General features: G+C 58.1%; 15 protein-coding genes. 10 read left to right on the top strand and 5 right to left on the bottom strand.

Going from position 1 to position 19,206, the window contains the following annotated elements; all coding sequences use genetic code 11:
• Positions 1-317: isochorismatase family protein (locus tag V6936_RS17140; RefSeq protein WP_336580165.1), on the top strand; the 317-nt coding region annotated here is incomplete at its 5' end.
• 1,518 nt (positions 318-1,835) lie between these two features.
• Here the strand turns inward: V6936_RS17140 and V6936_RS17135 are convergent.
• The 4 genes from V6936_RS17135 to V6936_RS17120 all read right to left on the bottom strand — a co-directional run bounded on the left by V6936_RS17135 (position 1,836) and on the right by V6936_RS17120 (position 5,347).
• Positions 1,836-2,354, bottom strand: coding sequence for an aromatic-ring-hydroxylating dioxygenase subunit beta (locus V6936_RS17135; RefSeq protein ID WP_003802207.1), 519 nt, complete (start codon positions 2,352-2,354; stop codon positions 1,836-1,838).
• A gap of 13 nt (positions 2,355-2,367) precedes the next feature.
• A complete protein-coding gene (locus V6936_RS17130) occupies positions 2,368-3,657 on the bottom strand; it encodes an aromatic ring-hydroxylating dioxygenase subunit alpha (RefSeq protein WP_003802208.1) in 1,290 nt (429 codons plus the stop codon).
• Positions 3,658-3,723: 66 nt separating this feature from the next.
• On the bottom strand, positions 3,724-5,001 hold the full coding sequence (locus tag V6936_RS17125; protein WP_336580164.1) for an NAD(P)/FAD-dependent oxidoreductase: 1,278 nt from the start codon (positions 4,999-5,001) through the stop codon (positions 3,724-3,726).
• A gap of 31 nt (positions 5,002-5,032) precedes the next feature.
• Positions 5,033-5,347 carry a non-heme iron oxygenase ferredoxin subunit gene (locus V6936_RS17120; RefSeq protein WP_003802212.1) on the bottom strand — a complete coding sequence of 105 codons (315 nt, stop codon included), beginning with the start codon at positions 5,345-5,347 and terminating at the stop codon, positions 5,033-5,035.
• Positions 5,348-5,728: 381 nt separating this feature from the next.
• On the opposite strand from V6936_RS17120, the gene V6936_RS17115 reads away from it, so the two are divergent.
• From V6936_RS17115 to V6936_RS17080, 8 genes are all read left to right on the top strand, one after another.
• A complete protein-coding gene (locus V6936_RS17115; RefSeq protein WP_336580163.1) occupies positions 5,729-6,826 on the top strand; it encodes a TRAP transporter substrate-binding protein in 1,098 nt (365 codons plus the stop codon).
• A 24-nt stretch (positions 6,827-6,850) separates the two neighbouring features.
• Complete coding sequence (locus V6936_RS17110) at positions 6,851-9,253, top strand: xanthine dehydrogenase family protein molybdopterin-binding subunit (RefSeq protein WP_059318865.1); 2,403 nt, start codon at positions 6,851-6,853, stop codon at positions 9,251-9,253.
• Complete coding sequence (locus V6936_RS17105; protein WP_336580162.1) at positions 9,250-10,086, top strand: FAD binding domain-containing protein; 837 nt, start codon at positions 9,250-9,252, stop codon at positions 10,084-10,086. Before V6936_RS17110 ends, V6936_RS17105 begins: the two co-directional genes overlap by 4 nt.
• 3 nt (positions 10,087-10,089) lie before the next feature.
• Positions 10,090-11,268: a xanthine dehydrogenase family Fe-S subunit gene (locus tag V6936_RS17100; RefSeq protein WP_003802220.1), complete on the top strand. Its 1,179-nt coding sequence runs from the start codon at positions 10,090-10,092 to the stop codon at positions 11,266-11,268.
• Positions 11,269-11,472: 204 nt separating this feature from the next.
• On the top strand, positions 11,473-12,081 hold the full coding sequence (locus tag V6936_RS17095) for a TRAP transporter small permease subunit (RefSeq protein ID WP_039943468.1): 609 nt from the start codon (positions 11,473-11,475) through the stop codon (positions 12,079-12,081).
• Between the two features lie 11 nt (positions 12,082-12,092).
• On the top strand, positions 12,093-13,763 hold the full coding sequence (locus V6936_RS17090; protein WP_039943474.1) for a TRAP transporter large permease: 1,671 nt from the start codon (positions 12,093-12,095) through the stop codon (positions 13,761-13,763).
• 24 nt (positions 13,764-13,787) lie between these two features.
• The gene (locus V6936_RS17085; protein WP_003802227.1) at positions 13,788-14,810 is read left to right on the top strand and encodes an XdhC family protein; all 1,023 of its coding nucleotides are present in this window, start codon (positions 13,788-13,790) and stop codon (positions 14,808-14,810) included.
• Positions 14,811-14,997: 187 nt separating this feature from the next.
• A complete protein-coding gene (locus V6936_RS17080) occupies positions 14,998-16,482 on the top strand; it encodes an NAD(P)H-hydrate dehydratase (RefSeq protein WP_336580161.1) in 1,485 nt (494 codons plus the stop codon).
• A 3-nt stretch (positions 16,483-16,485) separates the two neighbouring features.
• Here the strand turns inward: V6936_RS17080 and V6936_RS17075 are convergent, their stop codons facing one another.
• Positions 16,486-17,409: an EamA family transporter gene (locus V6936_RS17075; protein WP_059318868.1), complete on the bottom strand. Its 924-nt coding sequence runs from the start codon at positions 17,407-17,409 to the stop codon at positions 16,486-16,488.
• 153 nt (positions 17,410-17,562) lie between these two features.
• Here V6936_RS17075 and V6936_RS17070 point away from each other — a divergent pair, with 153 nt between their 5' ends.
• Complete coding sequence (locus V6936_RS17070; protein WP_336580160.1) at positions 17,563-19,167, top strand: phospholipase D family protein; 1,605 nt, start codon at positions 17,563-17,565, stop codon at positions 19,165-19,167.
• Positions 19,168-19,206: the final 39 nt, after the last annotated feature.

Below are 19,206 nucleotides of genomic sequence, written 5' to 3'. Positions count from 1 at the left end.
TCGTGCCGGAGCTGGCTCCTGCACCGGGTGAATTTATTGTTCGCAAGAACGTGCCGTCGGCGTTTTTTGGTACGCCCCTGGCGGCGTGGCTGACCCAGCGTGGCGTGCAAACACTGCTGGTGGCGGGTGCGGTGACCAGTGGTTGCGTGCGCTCCAGCGTGGTCGATGCAATGCAACTGGGTTTTCGCCCCCTGGTGGTGTCGGACTGCGTGGGTGATCGGGCAATTGGCCCGCACGAGGCCAACCTGTTCGATATGCGTCAGAAGTACGCCACGGTGGCGACGCGTGAAGAGACCATGAAGTTGATAGGTCTTTAAAGCGATTCAAGCTCTTGCATGTTTGAGAAGAACAAGATGGTTCATCATGGCCTGGATGGGCGTCCGTGCTTGATGGACATGAGTCGTCGTTAACAAGTCTGTCTCGATAGTCTTGTGATTGAGTATCGATGGTCTGCCGCTTGGGGGCGGGCTATCGGACCTGTGCCCCTGGGAGCCGTATGGCTCTCGGGGGCTTTTTTATTTCTGGTCGCCTTGTGGGTTTGCAGGGCTTGCTGTCACCGGTCTTGATTAAGGGGATGGTATATCGACAGGTTGTCTGTCGGGAGGGCTGTCTTGTGAATCTTTTTAAGAAGGGTGTGGTGGAGCTTTGGGAGCACCAGAGGAGTTCTTCTGGACGTTGCTGTTTGGGCTTTGTGTCAGAGAGGGGGGGGGCTTTCTTGTGGGGCCCGTGTTCGGCTTGTCTTGGCGGGTCCCTTGCCCACGCTGCGCGTGGGTGCCCTTGTCAGAGTCCCGGGGCGGGCGGGTCGTGAACTCGGAGCGCGGTTTGTCCCCCGGACAAACCGCAAGCGTGCTCCTCAAACAGCACGACCCTTGCATCCCACCCCGGGACTCTGCCCGCGGCAAGGGCCCTGACTCGCCCGCCAAGCCGAACACGGGCCCCACAAGAAAACAAGCAACATTGTTTAAAGCCTAAACGACACTGGCAGAGGGGAGTGGAGGGTAGGGACTCAGATTGGATGGGTGGAGAACGGAAGGGGAGATGGGGTTTGCTTTGGCAAAGGCCAAAGGCTTGCAGCTTGTCAATTTAAATTGCGGGGCTTTTGATGGTTTCTTTGTGTTTGGAGGGAATGTAAAACTCATCGTGACAGTGGAGTGTTTGGGGGAGAGGTGATCGTTGCGTGTGGGAGAGAGCTAATGTTCTTTATGCTCATCTGCTTACTGCCTATGGCTTATTACGCGAAGCAGATCGCTAGGCGCTTAGGAAACGCAGAAGAGCAAGGTAAAGGGCCCTATTTGTTCAAAGAGCCTGTAGGAGATGGGTAGATAAAAAGCCATCGTGAGCCGTTCAGTCGGTCTGCTGGGGTGTCATGGCGGATCAGAGTACTTGCCGCGGGCAGGAGATAGCGTAGGGGTGCAAGCATCCTGCTGTTTGAGCGGGGCGTTTGTGGTCCGTCCGGGGGACGAACCACCCCGCGAGTTCAGGATGCGCCCGTAGCTATCTCCTGACAAGGGCACCGGTGCGCAGCACCGGCAAGTGCTCAGCCCGGATACCCCAGCAGGCCGACTGAATGGCGTTTTCACAGAGACCTTTTATTCCCGACCCTGACTAAGCTGAATGTCCCCAGGCCTGATAGTCCTCCCAAGCCTGCGCTACCCGTCGTAAAGACTCATATCTCTGACACTGCGCCAGCCATAAGCCCTCTGCCCAGTAAATAAGCAAAAAAAAGCACCCCTCAACAAAGAAGGGTGCTTAAAAGAATCAGAAAATCCTCTGACTCAAGTGGCTCGGAAACAGCACACAAAAAACGGTTTTAAAAATACAGGCAGACACCAGGTCTAGACGGGGAACACCAGATCGTTCGCCAGAATGGACGTATCAAAAATCACCTGACGCTCCTTGAGCATCAAACGACCGTCCACACGTGTGAACGTATCGAAGTAATTGCCCACCAGATGCACGGTAGAAGGCCCTTCCACCAGCGTTTGCATCAGCATGAAATTGGCCTCGGCTTCCAGATCGCCATTGTCAGCCTCGCTGATGACTCGTACATCGGTGACCAGATGCAGCATGTAGCGCGGGGCGTACATCTGCGTGCGAGCAATCGCCACGGCACGATCGTGCATCATGTCGCGACCTTCTGCATAAACCAGACCCACGGGCAGATTCAGATCTGCGTTCTCGCGTGAGGTCACCCGGTACAAGGCATCCTGCACAAAAAACATTGGCCAGTCTTCGACATTGCCCCGATCCAAGGTGGCACAGTACTCGGCATTGAACAGCTCGATTTCCGCCTTCAGGGTCACAGCACGCTCAAGAGGCACCTGGGCAGGTTTGAAAGAAAAATCCATTTTCATAAGTCAGCTCGTCTTACAGATCCATCACTTGGCGGTAGTACTGGTACATGGAGCGAATGGCCGCTTCCGAGATCAGCGTATTGGACGTGCCCAGCTTGCTCTCATCCAGCTTGATGATGTTCACCTCGCTACTGGAACGACGTACGCCTTCTTGCACAAATTTCATGGCCTCGTTGTCTTCCAGGCCCAGGAAACCGGCCGGTCCCATCAGGTTGCCCTGACGTAGACGATGTCGCGTCATCTCCTCAGTGTCGTCCTCATAGCCGAACATGGTCCATTGCATGATCAGGCTGTTGGGGCCATTGGGGACAATCTGACGCACGCCCAAGGTGTTCATTTCACGCTGAACAATCAGGTTGGGCCAGATGGTCTGCATGGTTACTGACCAAGGCGAATCAAACTCTTTGATGTAGTCCAGGAAACGTTCGTCGCGCAGACGCATATCGTCCACAAAGGAACGCATTTCCTTTTTGTTGTCCTCGCTGACCTCGGCGTACTTGTCCTCGGACTTGGCCGAAGCCATATAGCCATGACGGCCATGCACAGGGTCCACATACATCTGCGATTTGTTGCCCGCTACGAGCAGGCCAAAGACCACCAGGAACGAATGCAGCAAGGTCGCGTGGTAGGGGTCCTTCAGATTCTCGTGGTACATCTTCCAGTTGCAAGGCAGCTCGTTGCGGTAGTAACCCAGAATCTTGAGTTTCTTGCCGGGAAACACGGCCTCAAAGTCCTTCAGAATCTCAGGGGTCAGGTACTCCGTAATCGGCTCGACCTTATCGCTGTAGGACGCAAAAATCACGCCATTGTGCGTTGTCACATGCAGCTTTTTCAGGCCATGCTCGGAATTTTTGAAACTGCGCGGCATGCCGCCTTCTTTATTAGCGCCGCGCTTGAAGGGAATGCCTTGCAGGTCGCCCTTCAGGCTGTAGGACCACTGGTGGTAGGGACACACAAACTCATTAGTGTTGCCCTGGTTGTGGCGACAGAACTCAGCGCCACGGTGTGCACAGCGATTTTCGAAAACGTTGATGCTGCCATCTTCGGCACGAGCGACCACCACGGGTGTGGCGCCCACATACGAGCGCTTGTAGTCACCCGAATCGGGAATTTCGGCCTCCAGGGCCACGAAATTCCAGGTGTCACCGTGGAAAATCCGCTCCATCTCGCGGTTGTAGATGTCATTGCTGGTGTAGACCCAATCGGGAATCGTGTTGAGTACATCCTCGGGCCAGGTGCATTGCTCGACAGGGCGGTCTTTGGACCCGACCGTCTGGCCTATCACCGTTTGCGTCTGATACATGGGGTTCTCCTCTGATAACTCTTTAATGAATCGTGATGACAAGGCGGCGCAGGCCGCTTCTGTTTTTTAGACGTGGGCTGTACGCAGCGCTTCTTTCACGTACTGGCGCAGCTTGGTCGATGGGTCCAGCACGATAGCTGGATCGACGGGCACGTTCTGCTCCATGATGCTGCGCAAGGCGCGCAAGTCCGCTCCGGCATTGACGGCGATTGCATGTCGCAAATAGGGGCCTTCGAAAGCCAATAGCATGAAGCTGATGGCATCGGCCTGGCTGTCCATGACGCCGCGTACCTGATAGTCCAGATCCGGACTGCCCTGACCGAGCATCTGAATGTTGCAACCGAGCACATCTGTCCAGAACCAGCTCACGGGCGCGGCAGGCGCTGGCTGTGCGGCAATCACATGGGCCACCTGACGGGCTTGCTCGTTGGCGTTCTGCCAGGATTCCGTGCGAGTGCGCACCGCCGTCTCGGGGCAAATCTGTGTGGTGCAATCGCCTGCGGCATAAATGCCCGCCACACTGGTGCGGCCCTGACGATCCACAATAATCCCGGCGGTCATCTCGTCTACGGCAATGCCGCTGGCTCGGGCCAAGGCGGAGTTGGCGGTCAGGCCAGCGGCGATCAGCGCTACATCACCCTGTAAACGCTGACCATCCTTAAGCTCCAGTTCAACCGGATGTTCCTTGTCCGTTGCAAAATGAGCCTGGCTTACCCCTTGGCCCAAACACACCGTGATACCTTGCGATTCAAAGCGCTCCAGCAACCAATGCGATAGCAGGGCAGGGGCGTTGCGGGCCAGCAAGCGCTCGTTTGCCTCAACCACGGTGACCTGTGCGCCGGTTTCATGGGCGGTCGAGGCCAGCTCCAGACCCATGAAGCCTCCGCCAATCACCAGCACACGCACGCCTGGATGCAAACGGGCCTGCAGACGCAAGGCATCATCCAGCGTGCGCAGGTACAAGGCGTTAGCCTGGGTCGCAGGCAGCAGTGCCAGTTCGCGGGCCGCGCCGCCCGTGGCGAGCACGGCGTGTTCAAAACTCCAGGTTTGCCCATTGCTCAGGTGGGCTTGGCGGGACGCACAATCGAGAGAGTGCACCGAGGTGCCCAGTACAAGCTCAATATTCTGTTCTTGATAGAACTCGGCCTTTTGCAGGAAAACGCTTTCGGTGGACGCGCTGGCTTTGAGCACGTCTTTGGACAGTGGCGGGCGCTCGTAGGGAAGGTGAGTCTCCTCCCCTACCACGGTAATGCTGCCGCTATAGCCCAGGCCGCGCAGTTCGCGTGCCAGTACCGACGCCGCTTGGCCTGCGCCGATGATCAGTACGGAGGTGTAGTGTGCCATGATGTTGCTGGTTTCGTCCGCTGGAAAAAACTCAGGCCTGACTGAGGTCGGCCAAAATATCATTGCCTTCAATGCGTAACGGATAGACCTTGATATCCACCGTGGCCGGCGCGTTCATGGCCTTGCCCGTGCGCAAACAGAACTTGGCCTGATGCAGGGGGCATTCCACACAGCCATCTTCCAGATAGCCGTCAGAGAGCAGGGCATATTGGTGGGTACAGACGTTGTCGGTCAGGTAGAACTCGTCGTCCAGTTTATGCAGGGCCAATTTCTTGCCTTGCCAGTCGATAGCCAGGGACTCTTCGTTGTCGATGGCGTCGGTTTCGGAAATTTTTATCCAGTTCAAAGTCGTCTCCAGATTATGCATTCAATTTAGTCAGTATACTGTATAAATTGAAAAATAAAATATCGTTTTTATAAGGGATTGCGCTAGTTGAGGCTTAAGCTATTGATGCGTCTTTCCTTTATCCCATCAAGGACATGCGTCAGTAGTTTCCCTGCTTGACCAAAAATTAATTAATCAGCACACTTACTATTATCGAAGCGGTAAGTGTGAATTTCACAGGGCAGTTACACCGCTTGGAACGTCCGTCTGGCCCCTCGGGGGGGACGGTTTGGCAAGGTTTGGACCGCTGCTGTCCGGGCATCAGGCCAGACTGGCGGGCACAACCCAGACCCCTGTCGAGCAAGGGGTGTAAATACATTAAAAAATACAAAGAGGTGAGTGATGGAGCGTCGTAGTTTTCTGTTGAAATCGGCAACGGTCGCCGGTGCGGGTCTGACAGCGGTAGCTGCCCCTGCAATTGCACAAAACAGTCCCACCGTGCGCTGGCGCATGTCCACCGGCTGGCCCAAAAGCCTGGACACCATTTATGGCTCGGCCGAGGCACTGTGCAAACGTGTCAGCGAACTGACCGAGGGCAAATTCGAGATTCGCGCTTTTCCCGGTGGTGAACTGGTGCCTTACGCGCAGAATATGGATGCCATCAGCAATGGTACCGTCGAATGCAATCACGTGCTCAGTACCGCTTTTGTGGGCAAGAACACCGCCGTGACGTTTGACACTGGCCTGTCGTTTGGCATGAATGCCCGTCAGCACAATTCCTGGATCCACTACGGTGGCGGCCTGAAATTGCTGCGTGACATGTACAGCCAATACAACATCGTGAACTTTGTAGCCGGTAACGTGGGCGTGCAGATGGGGGGCTGGTTCCGCAAGGAAATCAAGGACCTGGAAAGTCTGCAGGGCCTGAAGATGCGCATCGGTGGAATTGGCGGCATGGTCTTGTCCAAACTGGGCGCGGTGCCTCAGCAGATTCCTCCCAGCGATATTTACTCCTCGCTGGAAAAAGGCACGATTGACGCTGCCGAGTGGATTGGGCCTTACGACGACGAAAAGCTGGGCTTGAACAAAGTTGCTCCCTTCTACTATTCCCCCGGTTGGTTTGAAGGCAGTGCGTCCTTGACCTCCATGGTCAATAAAGATGCCTGGGAAGCATTGCCTGCCAATTTCAAGGCTGCTTTCGAGACCGCCTGTAACGAGCAGTCCATGCTGTGCCTGGCCAAATACGATGCCCTGAACCCCGGCGCCCTGCGCAAGCTGGTGGCCGATGGCGCCAAACTGCGCTACTTCCCCAAAGACGTCATGAAGGCTGCCTACGACAAGTCTCAGGAGCTGTGGAAGGAGTTGTCGGATAGCAACGCCGATTTTGCCAAGATTTATCCAAGCTGGAAGACCTTCCAGGAGCAGGAAGCCAGTTGGTTCCGGGTGGCAGAAAGCGCCCTGGACAACTTCACTTTCAGCGAGTTGGGCAAGCGCGGTTAAGCAGTACATTCTTAAGGTAGTGAAATGAGTCAGCACAGTCACCCGTCAAGCCTGGGTGGCCAAGGAGTGGGCGCGCGCGTTCTTCGCAAGGAGGATGCGCGCCATCTCAATGGCCGGGGCAACTTCATCGGCAACATGACCATGCCGGGGCTGCAGGAAGTCGCCTTCTTGCGCAGTCCCATGGCCCATGCCCGAATTCGTCAGATCAATATTGAAGACAGGGCACGTGCGCAGGTGATTACCCGCGCCGATATGCCCGATTGTCAGGATATTTACGCCGCTTCCACCCTGCCCAGTTATCAGTCCTCCCGCATGCCGCCGCTGGCCTTGGGCAGCGTGCGCTATGTTGGCGAACCCGTTGCCCTGGCCTTTGGTGAAAGCCGGGCCGTGGCTGAGGACATTCTGGAGCAGATAGAGGCTCTGTACGATGAGTTGCCGGTCTATGGCAGCGTTCAGGCGTCCTTGGCCGCGCAAGGTGAGCTGTTGCATGAAGGCTGGCAGGACAATGTATTTGTGACCTTGCGCTCAGACATTGCTTTTGAAGAGCATGCCGCCCGTGCCGACCGCGTGATCGAGCATTCGGTCAGTCTGTCGCGACAGTGCATGTTGCCGATGGAAGGCAAAGCGGTACTGGCGTACTGGGACTTCCAGGCCGATCAACTGGTGGTGTATTGCGGCAGTCAGATCCCTCACATGCACCGCACCGGTATTGCCCAGTTCCTGGGGATGGATCAGGCGCAGGTGCGTGTGATTTCTCCTGATGTGGGCGGTGCCTTTGGTTATAAGTGCGTGCTGCATCAGGAAGAGCTGTGTGTGGCCTGGCTGGCCAAGACCTTTCGCAAGCCGTTCCGTTTCATGGAAGACCGCCGCGAGCATTTGATTGCGGGGGCCAATACCCGGGAGCACCAGTACCGGCTCAAAGCACACATCAGCGATGAAGGCCGTTTGCTGGCTCTGGATGCCGAAATTGATATTGATGGCGGAGCGTATTCCGTCTGGCCCTTTACGGTGGGTCTGGAGGTTGGTCAAGCCTTGGGCAATCTGCCCGGCCCTTACGATTTTCGGGGGTACCGCTGCCGCACGCGCGGCGTGGGAACCAACAAGCCGGGCTTTATGCCGTATCGCGGCGTTGCCCGCACGGGTGTTTGCCTGGCCATTGAACAGATGATGGATCAGATCGCGCTGGCGGTAGGCAAGACCCCGTGGGAAATCCGCCTGATGAATCTGGTGCAAGGCGAACAAATGCCTTATGTCAACGTGGCCAATAAGCACTACGACTCGGGCAATTACCCGGAAAGCCTGCGCCGCGCCTTGGCGGCCGTCGATGTGGATGGGGTACTGGCGCGTCAGGCCCAGGGCGAACCGGATGGCCGCCTTATTGGTCTGGGGGTGGCGTCCTACACCGAACAGTCCGCGCACGGCACCTCTGTGTTTGCCAGCTGGGGGACAGCAGTCATTCCCGGTTTCGACCAGGCCTTTGTCCGCATGACGCCGGATGGTGGTTTGGAGGTGCGCGTGGGAGTGCATTCGCATGGCCAGGGTATGGAAACCTCTTTTGCTCAAATCGCCAGCGAAATCCTGGGCATTGCCGTAGAACGCATCAAAGTGGTGCATGGGGATACCGGCCGCACGCCGTTTTCCACCGGCACTTACGCCTCGCGCTCGCTGGTGATGTCGGGCGGCGCAGTCTCGAAAGCCTGTAAGGCATTGCTGCCGCGTGTGCGCAAGATTGCCGCCCATATGCTCAATGCCGATGAGGACAGTCTGCAGCATCAGGGCGACACGTTCAGCGCCCAGGGTCGTCAGGTCAGCATCGCTCAAGTGGCTGATGCTTGGTACATCAACCCGCAGTATTTGCCAGAGGATGTGGACCCGCAGGGTCTGGAACTGTCCGTGGGTTACAAGCCCAAGGTCGATACCGGCAGTTTTACCTATGCCAGCAATGCCGTGGTGGTGGCGGTTGATCCGCGCACGGGCGGGGTGGAGGTGCTCAAGTATGTGGTGGTCGAAGACTGTGGCGTGATGATCAACCCCATGATTGTGGAAGGGCAAACGATTGGCGGGATTGCCCAGGGGATCGGCACCGCTTTGTATGAAGAGATGCCTTACGACGAGTTCGGGCAGCCATTGGCATCGACCTTGGCCGACTATGTCATGCCAGGTGCCTGCGAAGTGCCCAATATCCATATCGAACACATGGAAAGCCCCTCGCCCAATACCGAGTTCGGTGCCAAGGGCATGGGAGAGGGTGGGGCGATTGCGCCGCCGGCCGCCATCATGTCCGCCATCAATAATGCATTGCGCTCGACGGGGGCACAGGTCTCGCATACGCCTGTGACACCGCATCGGCTGCTGAGCGCCATTCGCGCCGCCGCCCCGTGCGCCACTCAGCAATACAAACAGCCCGTGTCGGAGGTGCAGGCATGAAGGCCGCCAAGTTTGAATACGAACAGGCCCGCAGCCTGAAACAGATCCAGCAAGCCTATGGCAGCGACCCGTCGGCGCTGCGCCTGATGGGGGGCAGCCAGTCTCTGGGCCCTATGTTGAATCTGCGTTTGGTGCGTCCCGGCCGTGTTCTGGATGTGTCGGCTGTGCCGGAGCTGCGTCAGGTACAGGCTGCACAGGGATGGGTGCGTATTGGTGCCGCCGTCACGCATGCCGAGATTGAGGACGGGGTCCACGAGCTGCTGCGCGGTCACATGATGCAGAAAGTGGCCGGTCGTATCGCGTACCGGGGCGTGCGCAATCGTGGCACCCTGGGCGGCAGTCTCGCGCATGCAGACCCAGCTGCCGATTGGGTGCTGACCTGTACCGCCTTGGGCGCACGCATCAATGTGCGTGGAACGCAAGGCAGCCGCACGGTTCCCATGAGCGATTTCATGCTGGCTGCCTACACCACGGTGCTGGAAGCCGGTGAGTTCATCGAGTCCGTGGATGTGCCCGAGGTATCAGGTTCGGCTCGCTGGGGCTATTACAAGTTCACCCGTAAAGTGGGCGAGTTTGCCGATGCCAGTTGTGCCTGTTACTTCGATCCGGCCACGCGCATCGCCAAAGTGGTGATGGGGGCAATGGAAGGCGCGCCGCGCTCCGTGCCCGAACTGGCTGTCAAGGTGGCGGCACAAGGAGCGGCCGTTCTGGACGGGGACACGATTGCAGCGGCCTTGCAGCCGTATCTGGCACAACGGGATGAGGCCCATCAGGTGCTGTTCCGTACGGTCGTAGAGCGCAGCCTGAAGCAGGCGCTGGGCGTGAAAGGTTAAGACATGGCAGAAATTTCGATTCAAGTTAACGGTCGCCAGCAAAAGCACGAGGCCGAGCCACGCACCCATCTGGGTGATTTCATACGTGAAAAAAGTCGTTTGACCGGCACCAATCTGAGCTGTGAACACGGTGTGTGCGGCGCATGTACGGTGCTGGTGGATGGCCGTCCAGTGCGCTCCTGCATTACGTTTGCCGGTGCTTGTGATGGACACGAAGTCACCACCGTAGAAGGCTACGACGACGATCCGATCATGAGCCGTCTGCGTACGGCTTTTTCGGAAAAACACGCCTTGCAATGCGGCTTCTGTACGCCTGGCATGCTGGCCACCAGCCGCGACATTGTGCTGCGTTTGCCCGACGCGGACGAAGCCCGTGTGCGTATTGAGCTGTCCGGCAATATTTGCCGCTGCACTGGCTATCAAGGCATTACGGCCGCCATTTTGTCCGTGCTGCAGGCCTTGCGCGATCAGCCCGATGCCCAGGTGGAAGCCTTGCGCGCGGCTGTCGTGCAGAACGTGCCGCAAGACTGGGACCAGAACAGCTTTACGACGTTTGACGCTGTCCAGGAAGAAGCGCAGATGCCCGCTCCGGTGGCTGCGGCTGCGCCCGGTAATGCCGACAAGGGCAAGGGGCAAGCCATTCAAGGTGGTTTTGATGCCCGTTTCCCGGCCGATCAGGTTTGGGCTTTCATGAAGGATCTGCCCAAAGTGGCGGCTTGTCTGCCGGGGGCGATCATCGAGTCTCAGGAAGGGGCCACGGTACAAGGAAAAATCGCGATCAAGTTTGGCCCCATGTCGGCTGCGTTCAAGGGCAATGCCACGCTGGAAGAAGACAACGAGCGTCGTGCCGCCGTGTTGCGGGGCGAAGGGGTGGACTCCTTGAGTCAATCGCGCGCGCGCGGTGACGTCAGCTATCAGGTTCAGCCAGACGGTCAAGAGCGCAGCCGCGTGCACGTGGAGCTGGTGTATTCGTTGCAAGGGCCGCTGGCGCAGTTCTCGCGTTCCGGGCTGGTACAGGATTTCGTGCGTCGCATGATTGCGGAGTTCGGCAAAAACGTGAACCTGCGTCTGGAAAACCCCTTGGCTGAAGGGCAGGAGCCAGTGGTGGCCGAGTTCAATCCGGTCAAAATGTTTTTCAGCATTTTGTGGGACCGCTTCAAGGGGCTTTTCCGACGCGCCTAGGCGCTGGACAAGGCAAAACGATTAATAAAACGGGACTGAGGAGATGACAGAGCGCATCGCTTCGGGGGGCGCGTGCGCCCCCTGACCGGGGCCGCCAGCAGGCGGCGCCAGAGGGATGGCGGATCGCGCCCCGCACAAGCCTGCAGCCCGTTTCCTGTCCAATGAGATTCCAACTAACGTCAACGCAGAAAATCTGGGGGATTGATGCAATTTCTACTCAAACTATCAAGGGCGATTGACAGCCTGAATCAGCTCTGTGGCCGGGTGGTCATGTGGGTGGTTCTGCTGGTTGTCGTGATCAGCTCCTATAACGCTTTCGCACGTAAATTCTTCGATACCAGCTCCAATGCCTGGCTGGAGGTGCAGTGGTATCTGTTTGGTGCCCTTTTTCTGCTGACTGGCGGTTATACCTTCTTGCGCAATGAGCATGTGCGGGTGGACGTGCTGGCTTCGCGCCTGTCCGAGCGCACGCAAATTGTGATTGAGGCCGTGTGCGTGGTGTTGTTCATGCTGCCCGCCTGCCTTGCCATTATGGCCTTGTCCTGGCCGGTGTTCATGGACTCTTACCTGAGCCAGGAAGTCTCCTCCAACTCGGGAGGGCTGATCCGTTGGCCTGCCAAACTCATCATTCCCATCGGTTTTGCCCTGATTTCCTTGCAGGGAATCTCGCACCTGATCAAGTGCATCGGCTTCTTGCGCGGGGCCTGCCCCAATCCCAACAAGAAGTTGCTGGAAAAAACGCCTGAGGAATTGCTCGCTGAAGACATTGCACGGCAAGCCCAGGCCAAGTTAGCGCAACAACACAAAGGCTGAAACCGATCATGATGGATTTATTTGTCGCCAATATGGCGCCAGTGATGTTCGTGTCACTGATTATTTTTCTGCTGCTGGGCTTTCCAGTTGCCTTCGCGCTGGCCGCCAACGGCATGGTATTTGGCCTGATTGGTGTGGAGTTGGGCCTGTTTAACTGGTCCTTGTTTCAGGCACTGCCGCTGCGCGTATTCGGCATCATGGCCAACGACACGTTGCTGGCCATTCCCTTTTTCACCTTCATGGGGTTGATTCTGGAGCGTTCGGGCATGGCTGAAGACCTGCTCGATACGATTGGCCAGCTGTTTGGTTCCATGCCCGGTGGCCTGGCTATTGCGGTGGTGTTTGTGGGCGCCATGCTGGCGGCAACCACGGGGGTGGTGTCGGCCTCGGTGATTTCCATGGGCCTGATCTCCTTGCCTATCATGCTGCGCTACGGTTATAGCCGCAGGTTGGCAACGGGAGTGATCGCGGCTTCGGGCACCTTGTCGCAGATCATTCCCCCCTCGTTGGTGCTGATCGTGCTGGCTGACCAGTTGGGACGTTCGGTAGGCGATATGTACCGTGGCGCAATGGTACCCGGCCTGGTGTTGACCGGCTCGTACCTGCTCTACATTCTGATTCTGGCCGTGTTGCGTCCCAAAGACGTGCCCCCGATTCCGGCAGAGCACCGCACTTACTCCCAGGCCAATGGTCGTTCCGGCGCACGCTCTTTGTGTGTGCTGCTGTTGATCGCGCTGGTGGCCGGCTATCTGCTGGACGAGTACTGGGTAGACCCGAACGGGCCAGTCGACGAAAAAGTCATTATCTGCATCCTGTTGGTGGGCGGCGTAGCCTTTGTGCTGGCCCTGATCAACAAGTGGCTCAAGCTGGGCTTGTTGTCGACCCTGGCCGAACGGGTGGTCTTTGTCATGATTCCTCCCTTGGGACTGATTTTCCTGGTTCTGGGCACGATTTTTCTGGGCATTGCCACCCCTACGGAAGGTGGGGCCATGGGAGCGGTCGGTGCGATTCTGATGGCTGTCAGTCGTCGGCGTCTGAGTGTTGATCTGCTCAAGCAAGCCATGGATACCACGGCCAAGCTGTCCTGCTTTGTCATGTTCATTCTGATCGGCTCCACGATCTTCTCGTTGACCTTCCGGGGTGTGGACGGCGACCTGTGGGTGGAGCATCTGCTGATTGATCTGCCCGGCGGTGAGTACGGCTTTCTGGTACTGGTCAGCGTACTGGTGTTTGTGCTGGCCTTTTTCCTGGACTTTTTCGAGCTGGCGTTCATTATCGTGCCTTTGCTGGGGCCGGTTGCCGACAAGATGGGTATTGATCTGATCTGGTTTGGCGTGCTCTTAGCCGTTAATATGCAAACATCCTTTATGCATCCACCATTTGGCTTCTCACTATTTTATTTGCGCTCGGTGGCCCCTAAGGATGATTACATCGACAAAGTGACGAAAAAGAAGATCCCGGGTGTGGCCACAGGCGACATTTACTGGGGCTCCGTACCCTTTATTGGTATCCAGATTGTGATGATTGCCGTGGTGCTTCTGTTTCCGGGCATGGTCACGCACTACAAGGGAACCGGCGCCAAAGTTGATCCGAGTACGGTCACGATTGAAATGCAGGATGAATACGGTTCCGACCTGAATCCCTTTGATGATTCGGGTGGCGGCATGCCGGTATTCAAGTAAACACGGGAAAGACAGGAGACACGTATGGAGAGCCTGGATGTCAGGGTTTTGCGCCAGTTACAGCAATGGCGCGCACAGGGACGGGACGCGATATTGGTCACCGTCGTGCAGACCTGGGGCTCGTCCCCCCGTCCGGAGGGCTCCATCATGGCTCTGGAAAAAGGAGGGGCGGTGGTCGGGTCGGTCTCGGGTGGCTGTATCGAGGACGATCTGATCCGCGCTTACCACGAGACTGCCGGGGCGGATAAGCGCTGGCAGGATGAGGATCGTCCCCAACTGCTGACCTATGGCATCAGTGCTGATGAAGCACACCGGTTTGGCTTGCCGTGTGGCGGCACAATCCGTCTGCTGGTCGAGTTCAACCCTTGTCCGCAGGCATTGGCGCAGGTGCTGACCTTGCTGGAGCAGCGCCATTTGGTGCAGCGGCACGTGGATTTGCACACGGGCCGCGCTTGGAGCAGTGCTGCCCGTGTGCCGGCGGCCTTGCATGTAAGCGAAGATTGCTTGTCCGTGACGTTCGGGCCGTCTTACCGGCTCTTGCTGATCGGCGGCGGACAGTTGTCCGAGTACGTGGCCACCATTGCCTTGTTCAATGGTTTTGACGTGACAGTGTGCGATCCGCGTAGCGAACATATTCAGGGATGGAGTGTGGCCGGAGCACGGGTAGTGCGCGGCATGCCCGACGACGAAGTGATTGCCTGCGTGCCGGATCGAAGAACCGCTATTGTGGCCCTGACGCATGATCCCAAGCTGGACGATATGGCGTTGCTGGAAGCCCTCAAGAGCAGTGCTTTTTACGTGGGGGCCATTGGATCGCGGCGCAATAATCAGAGCCGTCGTGAACGTCTGGCCGAACACTTTGACCTGACGCCTCAGGAAATCGATAAGCTCAAAGGTCCGATTGGTTTGTATATAGGCAGCAAAACGCCGGCAGAGATTGCGGTCAGCATCATGGCGGAAATCATCGCTGTTAAAAACGGGGTGCAGGTGCCACGGGAGCTGTCGGTAGCTTCTGTCAAAGACAGGCAGGAGCAGACTTCCGCTTAAGAGGGGGGCACTGCCAGCGTGTTGTATTCGGACAATTGGCACTAAGATAAGAGAGCGGGCGGTGACCCGTTCTTTTTTTTGTAGATGGCCCGCCCCGGACCTGGGAATCATGGTGCTGGAACCTTGCTGACCAACAGTCGCCTATGCCCTCAGGAATGGATTTGATTTCTGTTTTTGTGAGCCCGCTATGCCTTTTGTGTCCCAATATGGTTTTTTGCCCCTGAGCGCGCCCCCAGGAAAACAGGCCTTGTACAGTCCTGCTCAGTGCGCCCGCATGGATAGGGCGGCCCCGGGTTTTGGAGTGTCGGTCGAGCAACTGATCCGGGCGGCCGCAGGCGCGGTGGCGCGCACCGTGCAGCGCCATTGGCCGCAAGGAGCGGTGCTGTTTCTATGCGGGCCGGGGAATAACGGTGCAGATGCCTTGGTGGCCGCGCAGATTTTGCGTGAGCAGGGAAGACAGGTTTCAGTCTTTAGCCTGGTAGACCCATCCCGACGGCAAGGAACGGCAGCCTGGGCGCAATCCCAATGGCAGGGCCGTTGGGAGAGTCAGTGCCCGGATTTCCGGCGCTTTTCCGTCGTCGTGGATGGCTTGCTGGGTGCGGGTCTGGATCGGGATGTGCAAGGTGAGACGGCAGGGCTGATTCAGTCTCTGGCCGACTCCAAAGTGCCCGTCTGCGCCATCGATATCCCTTCCGGGCTGGATGGTGCCAGTGGACAAGTGAGGGGAGTGGCCGCTCCCGCGACGGTGACGGTCAGTTTTGTGCGTTACAAGCCCGGTCACGTTTTGTATCCGGGCCGGGCTTTGTGTGGTCAGTTGGAACTGGCCGATATTGGCATGCCGGGCCCGTCCTTGCCCGAGCCCGATACCTGGTTGAATGAGCCAGCCTTGTGGCAGGCCGATCTTCCCCAGCTCAATGCACAAAGTCACAAGTACACACGCGGACACGCGCTGGTGGTGGGGGGCGAACGCATGACGGGTGCCAGCCGACTGGCGGCCCGCGCAGCGCAGCGGGCAGGAGCAGGGCTGGTCAGCATGGCAGTTCCTTCTTCAGTCTGGCCGGTGTATGCCAGTGCGATGGACAGCATCATGGTGGCGCCTTGGGATGACGCCTTGACCACCGATCAACGCATCCGAGCCTGGCTGGTGGGGCCGGGGGCGGGCCTGGGAGAACAAACCCGTCGTCTGACACTGGCCCTGCTGGCAACCCAGCGTCCTTGTGTGCTGGATGCCGATGCCATCAGCAGCTTTGCCCAACAGCCGCAGCAGTTATGGGCGGCGTTGCACGAACAATGTGTGCTCACGCCCCATTCAGGCGAGTTTGCCCGTGTCTTTGACGTGGCGCCTGATCGTCTGGAAGCGGCGCGGCTGGCGGCCACCCAATGCGGGGCCGTGGTGGTGCTCAAAGGCGCGGATACGATTATTGCCGCCCCCGACGGTCGGGCCTTGATCAATGCCTGCGCACCGCCCTGGCTGGCTACCGGCGGCAGCGGAGATGTGCTGGCCGGGCTGGTGTGTGGTTTGCTGACGCAAGGCATGCCAGCTTTTGAAGCGGCGGGGGCCGCAGTCTGGCTGCACTCACAAGCGGCACTGGAATTCGGTCCTGGGCTGATTCCGGAGGACCTGCTAGCGGTGTTGCCGCGTGTCTGGCAGCGACTTTTGTCCAGCGCCTGATTCTTACGTGCGGGGCGTGCGCCGGTAGGCCAGGGCGACAATACCGCTGAGCACGATGGCTCCGCCCAGCAGTTGGGTGGAGTTCAGGGTCTGCTTAAGGATCAGCCAGCCGAGAATCAGGGAGGCGACCGGCTCCATATTCATGAAGGGCGCATTGCGTGTCATGTCCAGGCGGGGTGCCAGCACAAACAGCGTTACAAAACCCGTGGTGTACAGGACACAGACCAACGACAGGGCTATCCAGCCTACCGCATCGTGGGGCAGGGAAGAGCCGCCGGGCAGCAGGCCCAGGGGGCTGAGTGCAATCAGGCAAACCAGCGTCTGGCTAATCGTACAAAAGCTGCGCACCAGGCCGGGCAGCGGTGCCAGTTTGTTCTCGGTAATCCACAGGCCAATGGCAAAGGCCAGTGCGGTTAGCAAACTGCACACCACGCCCAGAATCCACTGGGCATCAACGGTGGCGCCTTTGATCAGACTGGGCGTGTCCAGCGCCAGCAGCAGGCCTGCCAGAATGGCCACCATGATGATGGCTGTCTTGCGAGTGGGACGGTGTCCGCCCAGTACCCAGGTAAGCAAAGCCAGCAATATCGGGTACATATTGGCCACCAGCAATGCCAGGGCGACGGGGATGCGGGCAATGGAGGAATAGATCAACATGCATTGCACAGTGATCAGTGCGCCCAGCAGCAGTTGCCAGCCCAGGTAGGGGCGTGGCACGTACAGGGCCTGCTTGCGCCAGATCAGCAGCACGCTCAGCGCCAGGGTGGCGGCAGCCGAGCGCAAAATAACAGAAATGATCAGTCCGGTGCCATGGTCCAGTGCCACTTTGGCCGCAATATGGTTGGCGGCAAAGGAGCTGCCCAGCATTAACAGCAACATAATGGCAAGGTGGCGGGGCAGTAAGGCAGAAGATTGGGCGGTGGGCATGCTACTTGTTTCAGGCTTAAAGAATAGGCGGATGCTTTATTGTTGTCCGCCCTGTCACGGGCTGCAAGTGGTGATTGTGACACGGGCTGGCGGTTGGGGCGCCAGGGCGGTGCTACTATGTGGAACGATGCCCATGTTCACAGAGATGCCTTCATGAAAATCGACCCCGTCAAAAAGCCAACGTTACCCCGCTTGCGGGGGCAGGCTGCGTCCAGCGTCTGGCGTACCCTGATTGCGGGGGGAGCCTTGCTGGCTGCTTTGACAGGCTGTGCCTTGCCCTCTCTGGAAGGACGCAGCCACAGCGAAGCGCTGCCTCTGGAGCAGGCTCGTGACACTGCGATCGGCCGGGCGGTGGACCCTCAGGCACAGCAGCATCCCGGTTTATCGGGTATTTATCCGTTGTTCGACCCGCACGATGCGTATGCCGCCCGTGCCCTGCTGGCGTTTGCGGCTCAAAAAACGCTGGATGTGCAGTATTACATCTGGCGCGGCGATACGACCGGCACCTTGATGCTGGGCATGTTGATGCAGGCGGCCGAGCGGGGTGTGCGGGTGCGCCTGTTGATTGATGACAATGGCATTACGGGCCTGGACGACACGCTGGCGGCCATAAATGCCCACCCCAATATCGAGGTGCGCCTGTTCAATCCCTTTGTGTTGCGCTGGCCCAAGCCCCTGGGCTTCCTGACTGACTTCTCGCGTCTGAACCGGCGCATGCACAACAAATCGTTCACCGTGGACAATCAGGTCACCATTATTGGCGGCCGCAACGTGGGTGATGAGTATTTTGGCGCCACGCAGGACATTCTGTTTGCAGATTTGGATGTGATGGCGATTGGGGCGGTGGTGCAGGAGGTCTCCAAGGACTTTGATCTTTACTGGGCCAGCCAGTCTGCGTATCCCATCGATCGGCTCGTAAAGACTGAAAGCTCTCAAACCCTTGCGGCGTTTCAGGAGCAGTTGCAGGATGCCGAAGTACAGCCCCGCGCCAAAAAGTACCAGCAAATATTACGTGAATCGAATCTGGTCAGCGCTTTGGTGCAAGGCCAGCTGGATTTTCAGTGGGCGCGTACCACCATGATTAGCGATGATCCGGCCAAGGCCCTCGGGCCGGTCAGTCCGGAAAAACTGCTGGTTTGGCAAATGGATGAGCTGTTGGGCAAACCCGCTCATCAGGTGGATCTGGTGTCCTCGTATTTTGTCCCTACCGCTGCGGGGGTGCGGGCGTTTGAAGGGCTGATGCAGCGGCCAGGGATGCAGATTCGTGTTCTGACCAACTCGCTGGCCGCCACGGACGTCACGGCTGTGCACGCCGGTTACGCGAAGCGGCGTAGAGCCTTGCTGGAAGCGGGTGTGCAGTTGTTCGAGTTGCGTCCCACGATGGACAAGCCGACCCGTCATGGCTCGGGCCCCTTTGGCAGCTCTGGCTCAGCCTTGCATGCCAAAACCTTTGCCGTTGATGGCAAACGTCTGTTTGTGGGCTCCTTTAATTTCGACCCGCGCTCGGTCAATTTGAATACTGAGCTGGGTTTCATCATTGAAAGCCCTGAAATGGCGCAGGCCCTGTCCAGAAGTTTTGAACAAGTGCTGCCTTACCGCAGTTATCGGGTGGAACTGGACGACAAGGGTGAGTTGGTGTGGATTCAGCTCAATGAAGACGGCACCCAGCGCCGGTTCACGTCCGAACCCGATGCCAGCATCTGGCGGCGCGCGGGCGTGGGTGTGTTGTCCGTCCTGCCGATTGAGTGGCTGCTGTAAGCCGTTTTCCTGCCAGTGCGAGCTCCGCTATCCTGTTTA

The organism is Alcaligenes sp. CHO6 (assembly GCF_037120595.1).
Lineage (GTDB): Bacteria > Pseudomonadota > Gammaproteobacteria > Burkholderiales > Burkholderiaceae_B > Alcaligenes > Alcaligenes ammonioxydans.
The sequence above is the reverse complement of the archived record's forward strand: the minus strand, read 5'-3'. Positions and strand labels throughout refer to the sequence as shown.

Coding starts and splice junctions, on each gene's coding strand:
- V6936_RS17075 (WP_059318868.1), bottom strand. CDS start 17,409: ATGCCCACCGCCCAATCTTCTGCCTTACTGCCCCGCCACCTTGCCATT.
- V6936_RS17085 (WP_003802227.1), top strand. CDS start 13,788: ATGGAGAGCCTGGATGTCAGGGTTTTGCGCCAGTTACAGCAATGGCGC.
- V6936_RS17130 (WP_003802208.1), bottom strand. CDS start 3,657: ATGTATCAGACGCAAACGGTGATAGGCCAGACGGTCGGGTCCAAAGAC.
- V6936_RS17095 (WP_039943468.1), top strand. CDS start 11,473: ATGCAATTTCTACTCAAACTATCAAGGGCGATTGACAGCCTGAATCAG.
- V6936_RS17090 (WP_039943474.1), top strand. CDS start 12,093: ATGGATTTATTTGTCGCCAATATGGCGCCAGTGATGTTCGTGTCACTG.
- V6936_RS17115 (WP_336580163.1), top strand. CDS start 5,729: ATGGAGCGTCGTAGTTTTCTGTTGAAATCGGCAACGGTCGCCGGTGCG.
- V6936_RS17105 (WP_336580162.1), top strand. CDS start 9,250: ATGAAGGCCGCCAAGTTTGAATACGAACAGGCCCGCAGCCTGAAACAG.
- V6936_RS17110 (WP_059318865.1), top strand. CDS start 6,851: ATGAGTCAGCACAGTCACCCGTCAAGCCTGGGTGGCCAAGGAGTGGGC.
- V6936_RS17100 (WP_003802220.1), top strand. CDS start 10,090: ATGGCAGAAATTTCGATTCAAGTTAACGGTCGCCAGCAAAAGCACGAG.
- V6936_RS17125 (WP_336580164.1), bottom strand. CDS start 5,001: ATGGCACACTACACCTCCGTACTGATCATCGGCGCAGGCCAAGCGGCG.
- V6936_RS17135 (WP_003802207.1), bottom strand. CDS start 2,354: ATGAAAATGGATTTTTCTTTCAAACCTGCCCAGGTGCCTCTTGAGCGT.
- V6936_RS17070 (WP_336580160.1), top strand. CDS start 17,563: ATGAAAATCGACCCCGTCAAAAAGCCAACGTTACCCCGCTTGCGGGGG.
- V6936_RS17080 (WP_336580161.1), top strand. CDS start 14,998: ATGCCTTTTGTGTCCCAATATGGTTTTTTGCCCCTGAGCGCGCCCCCA.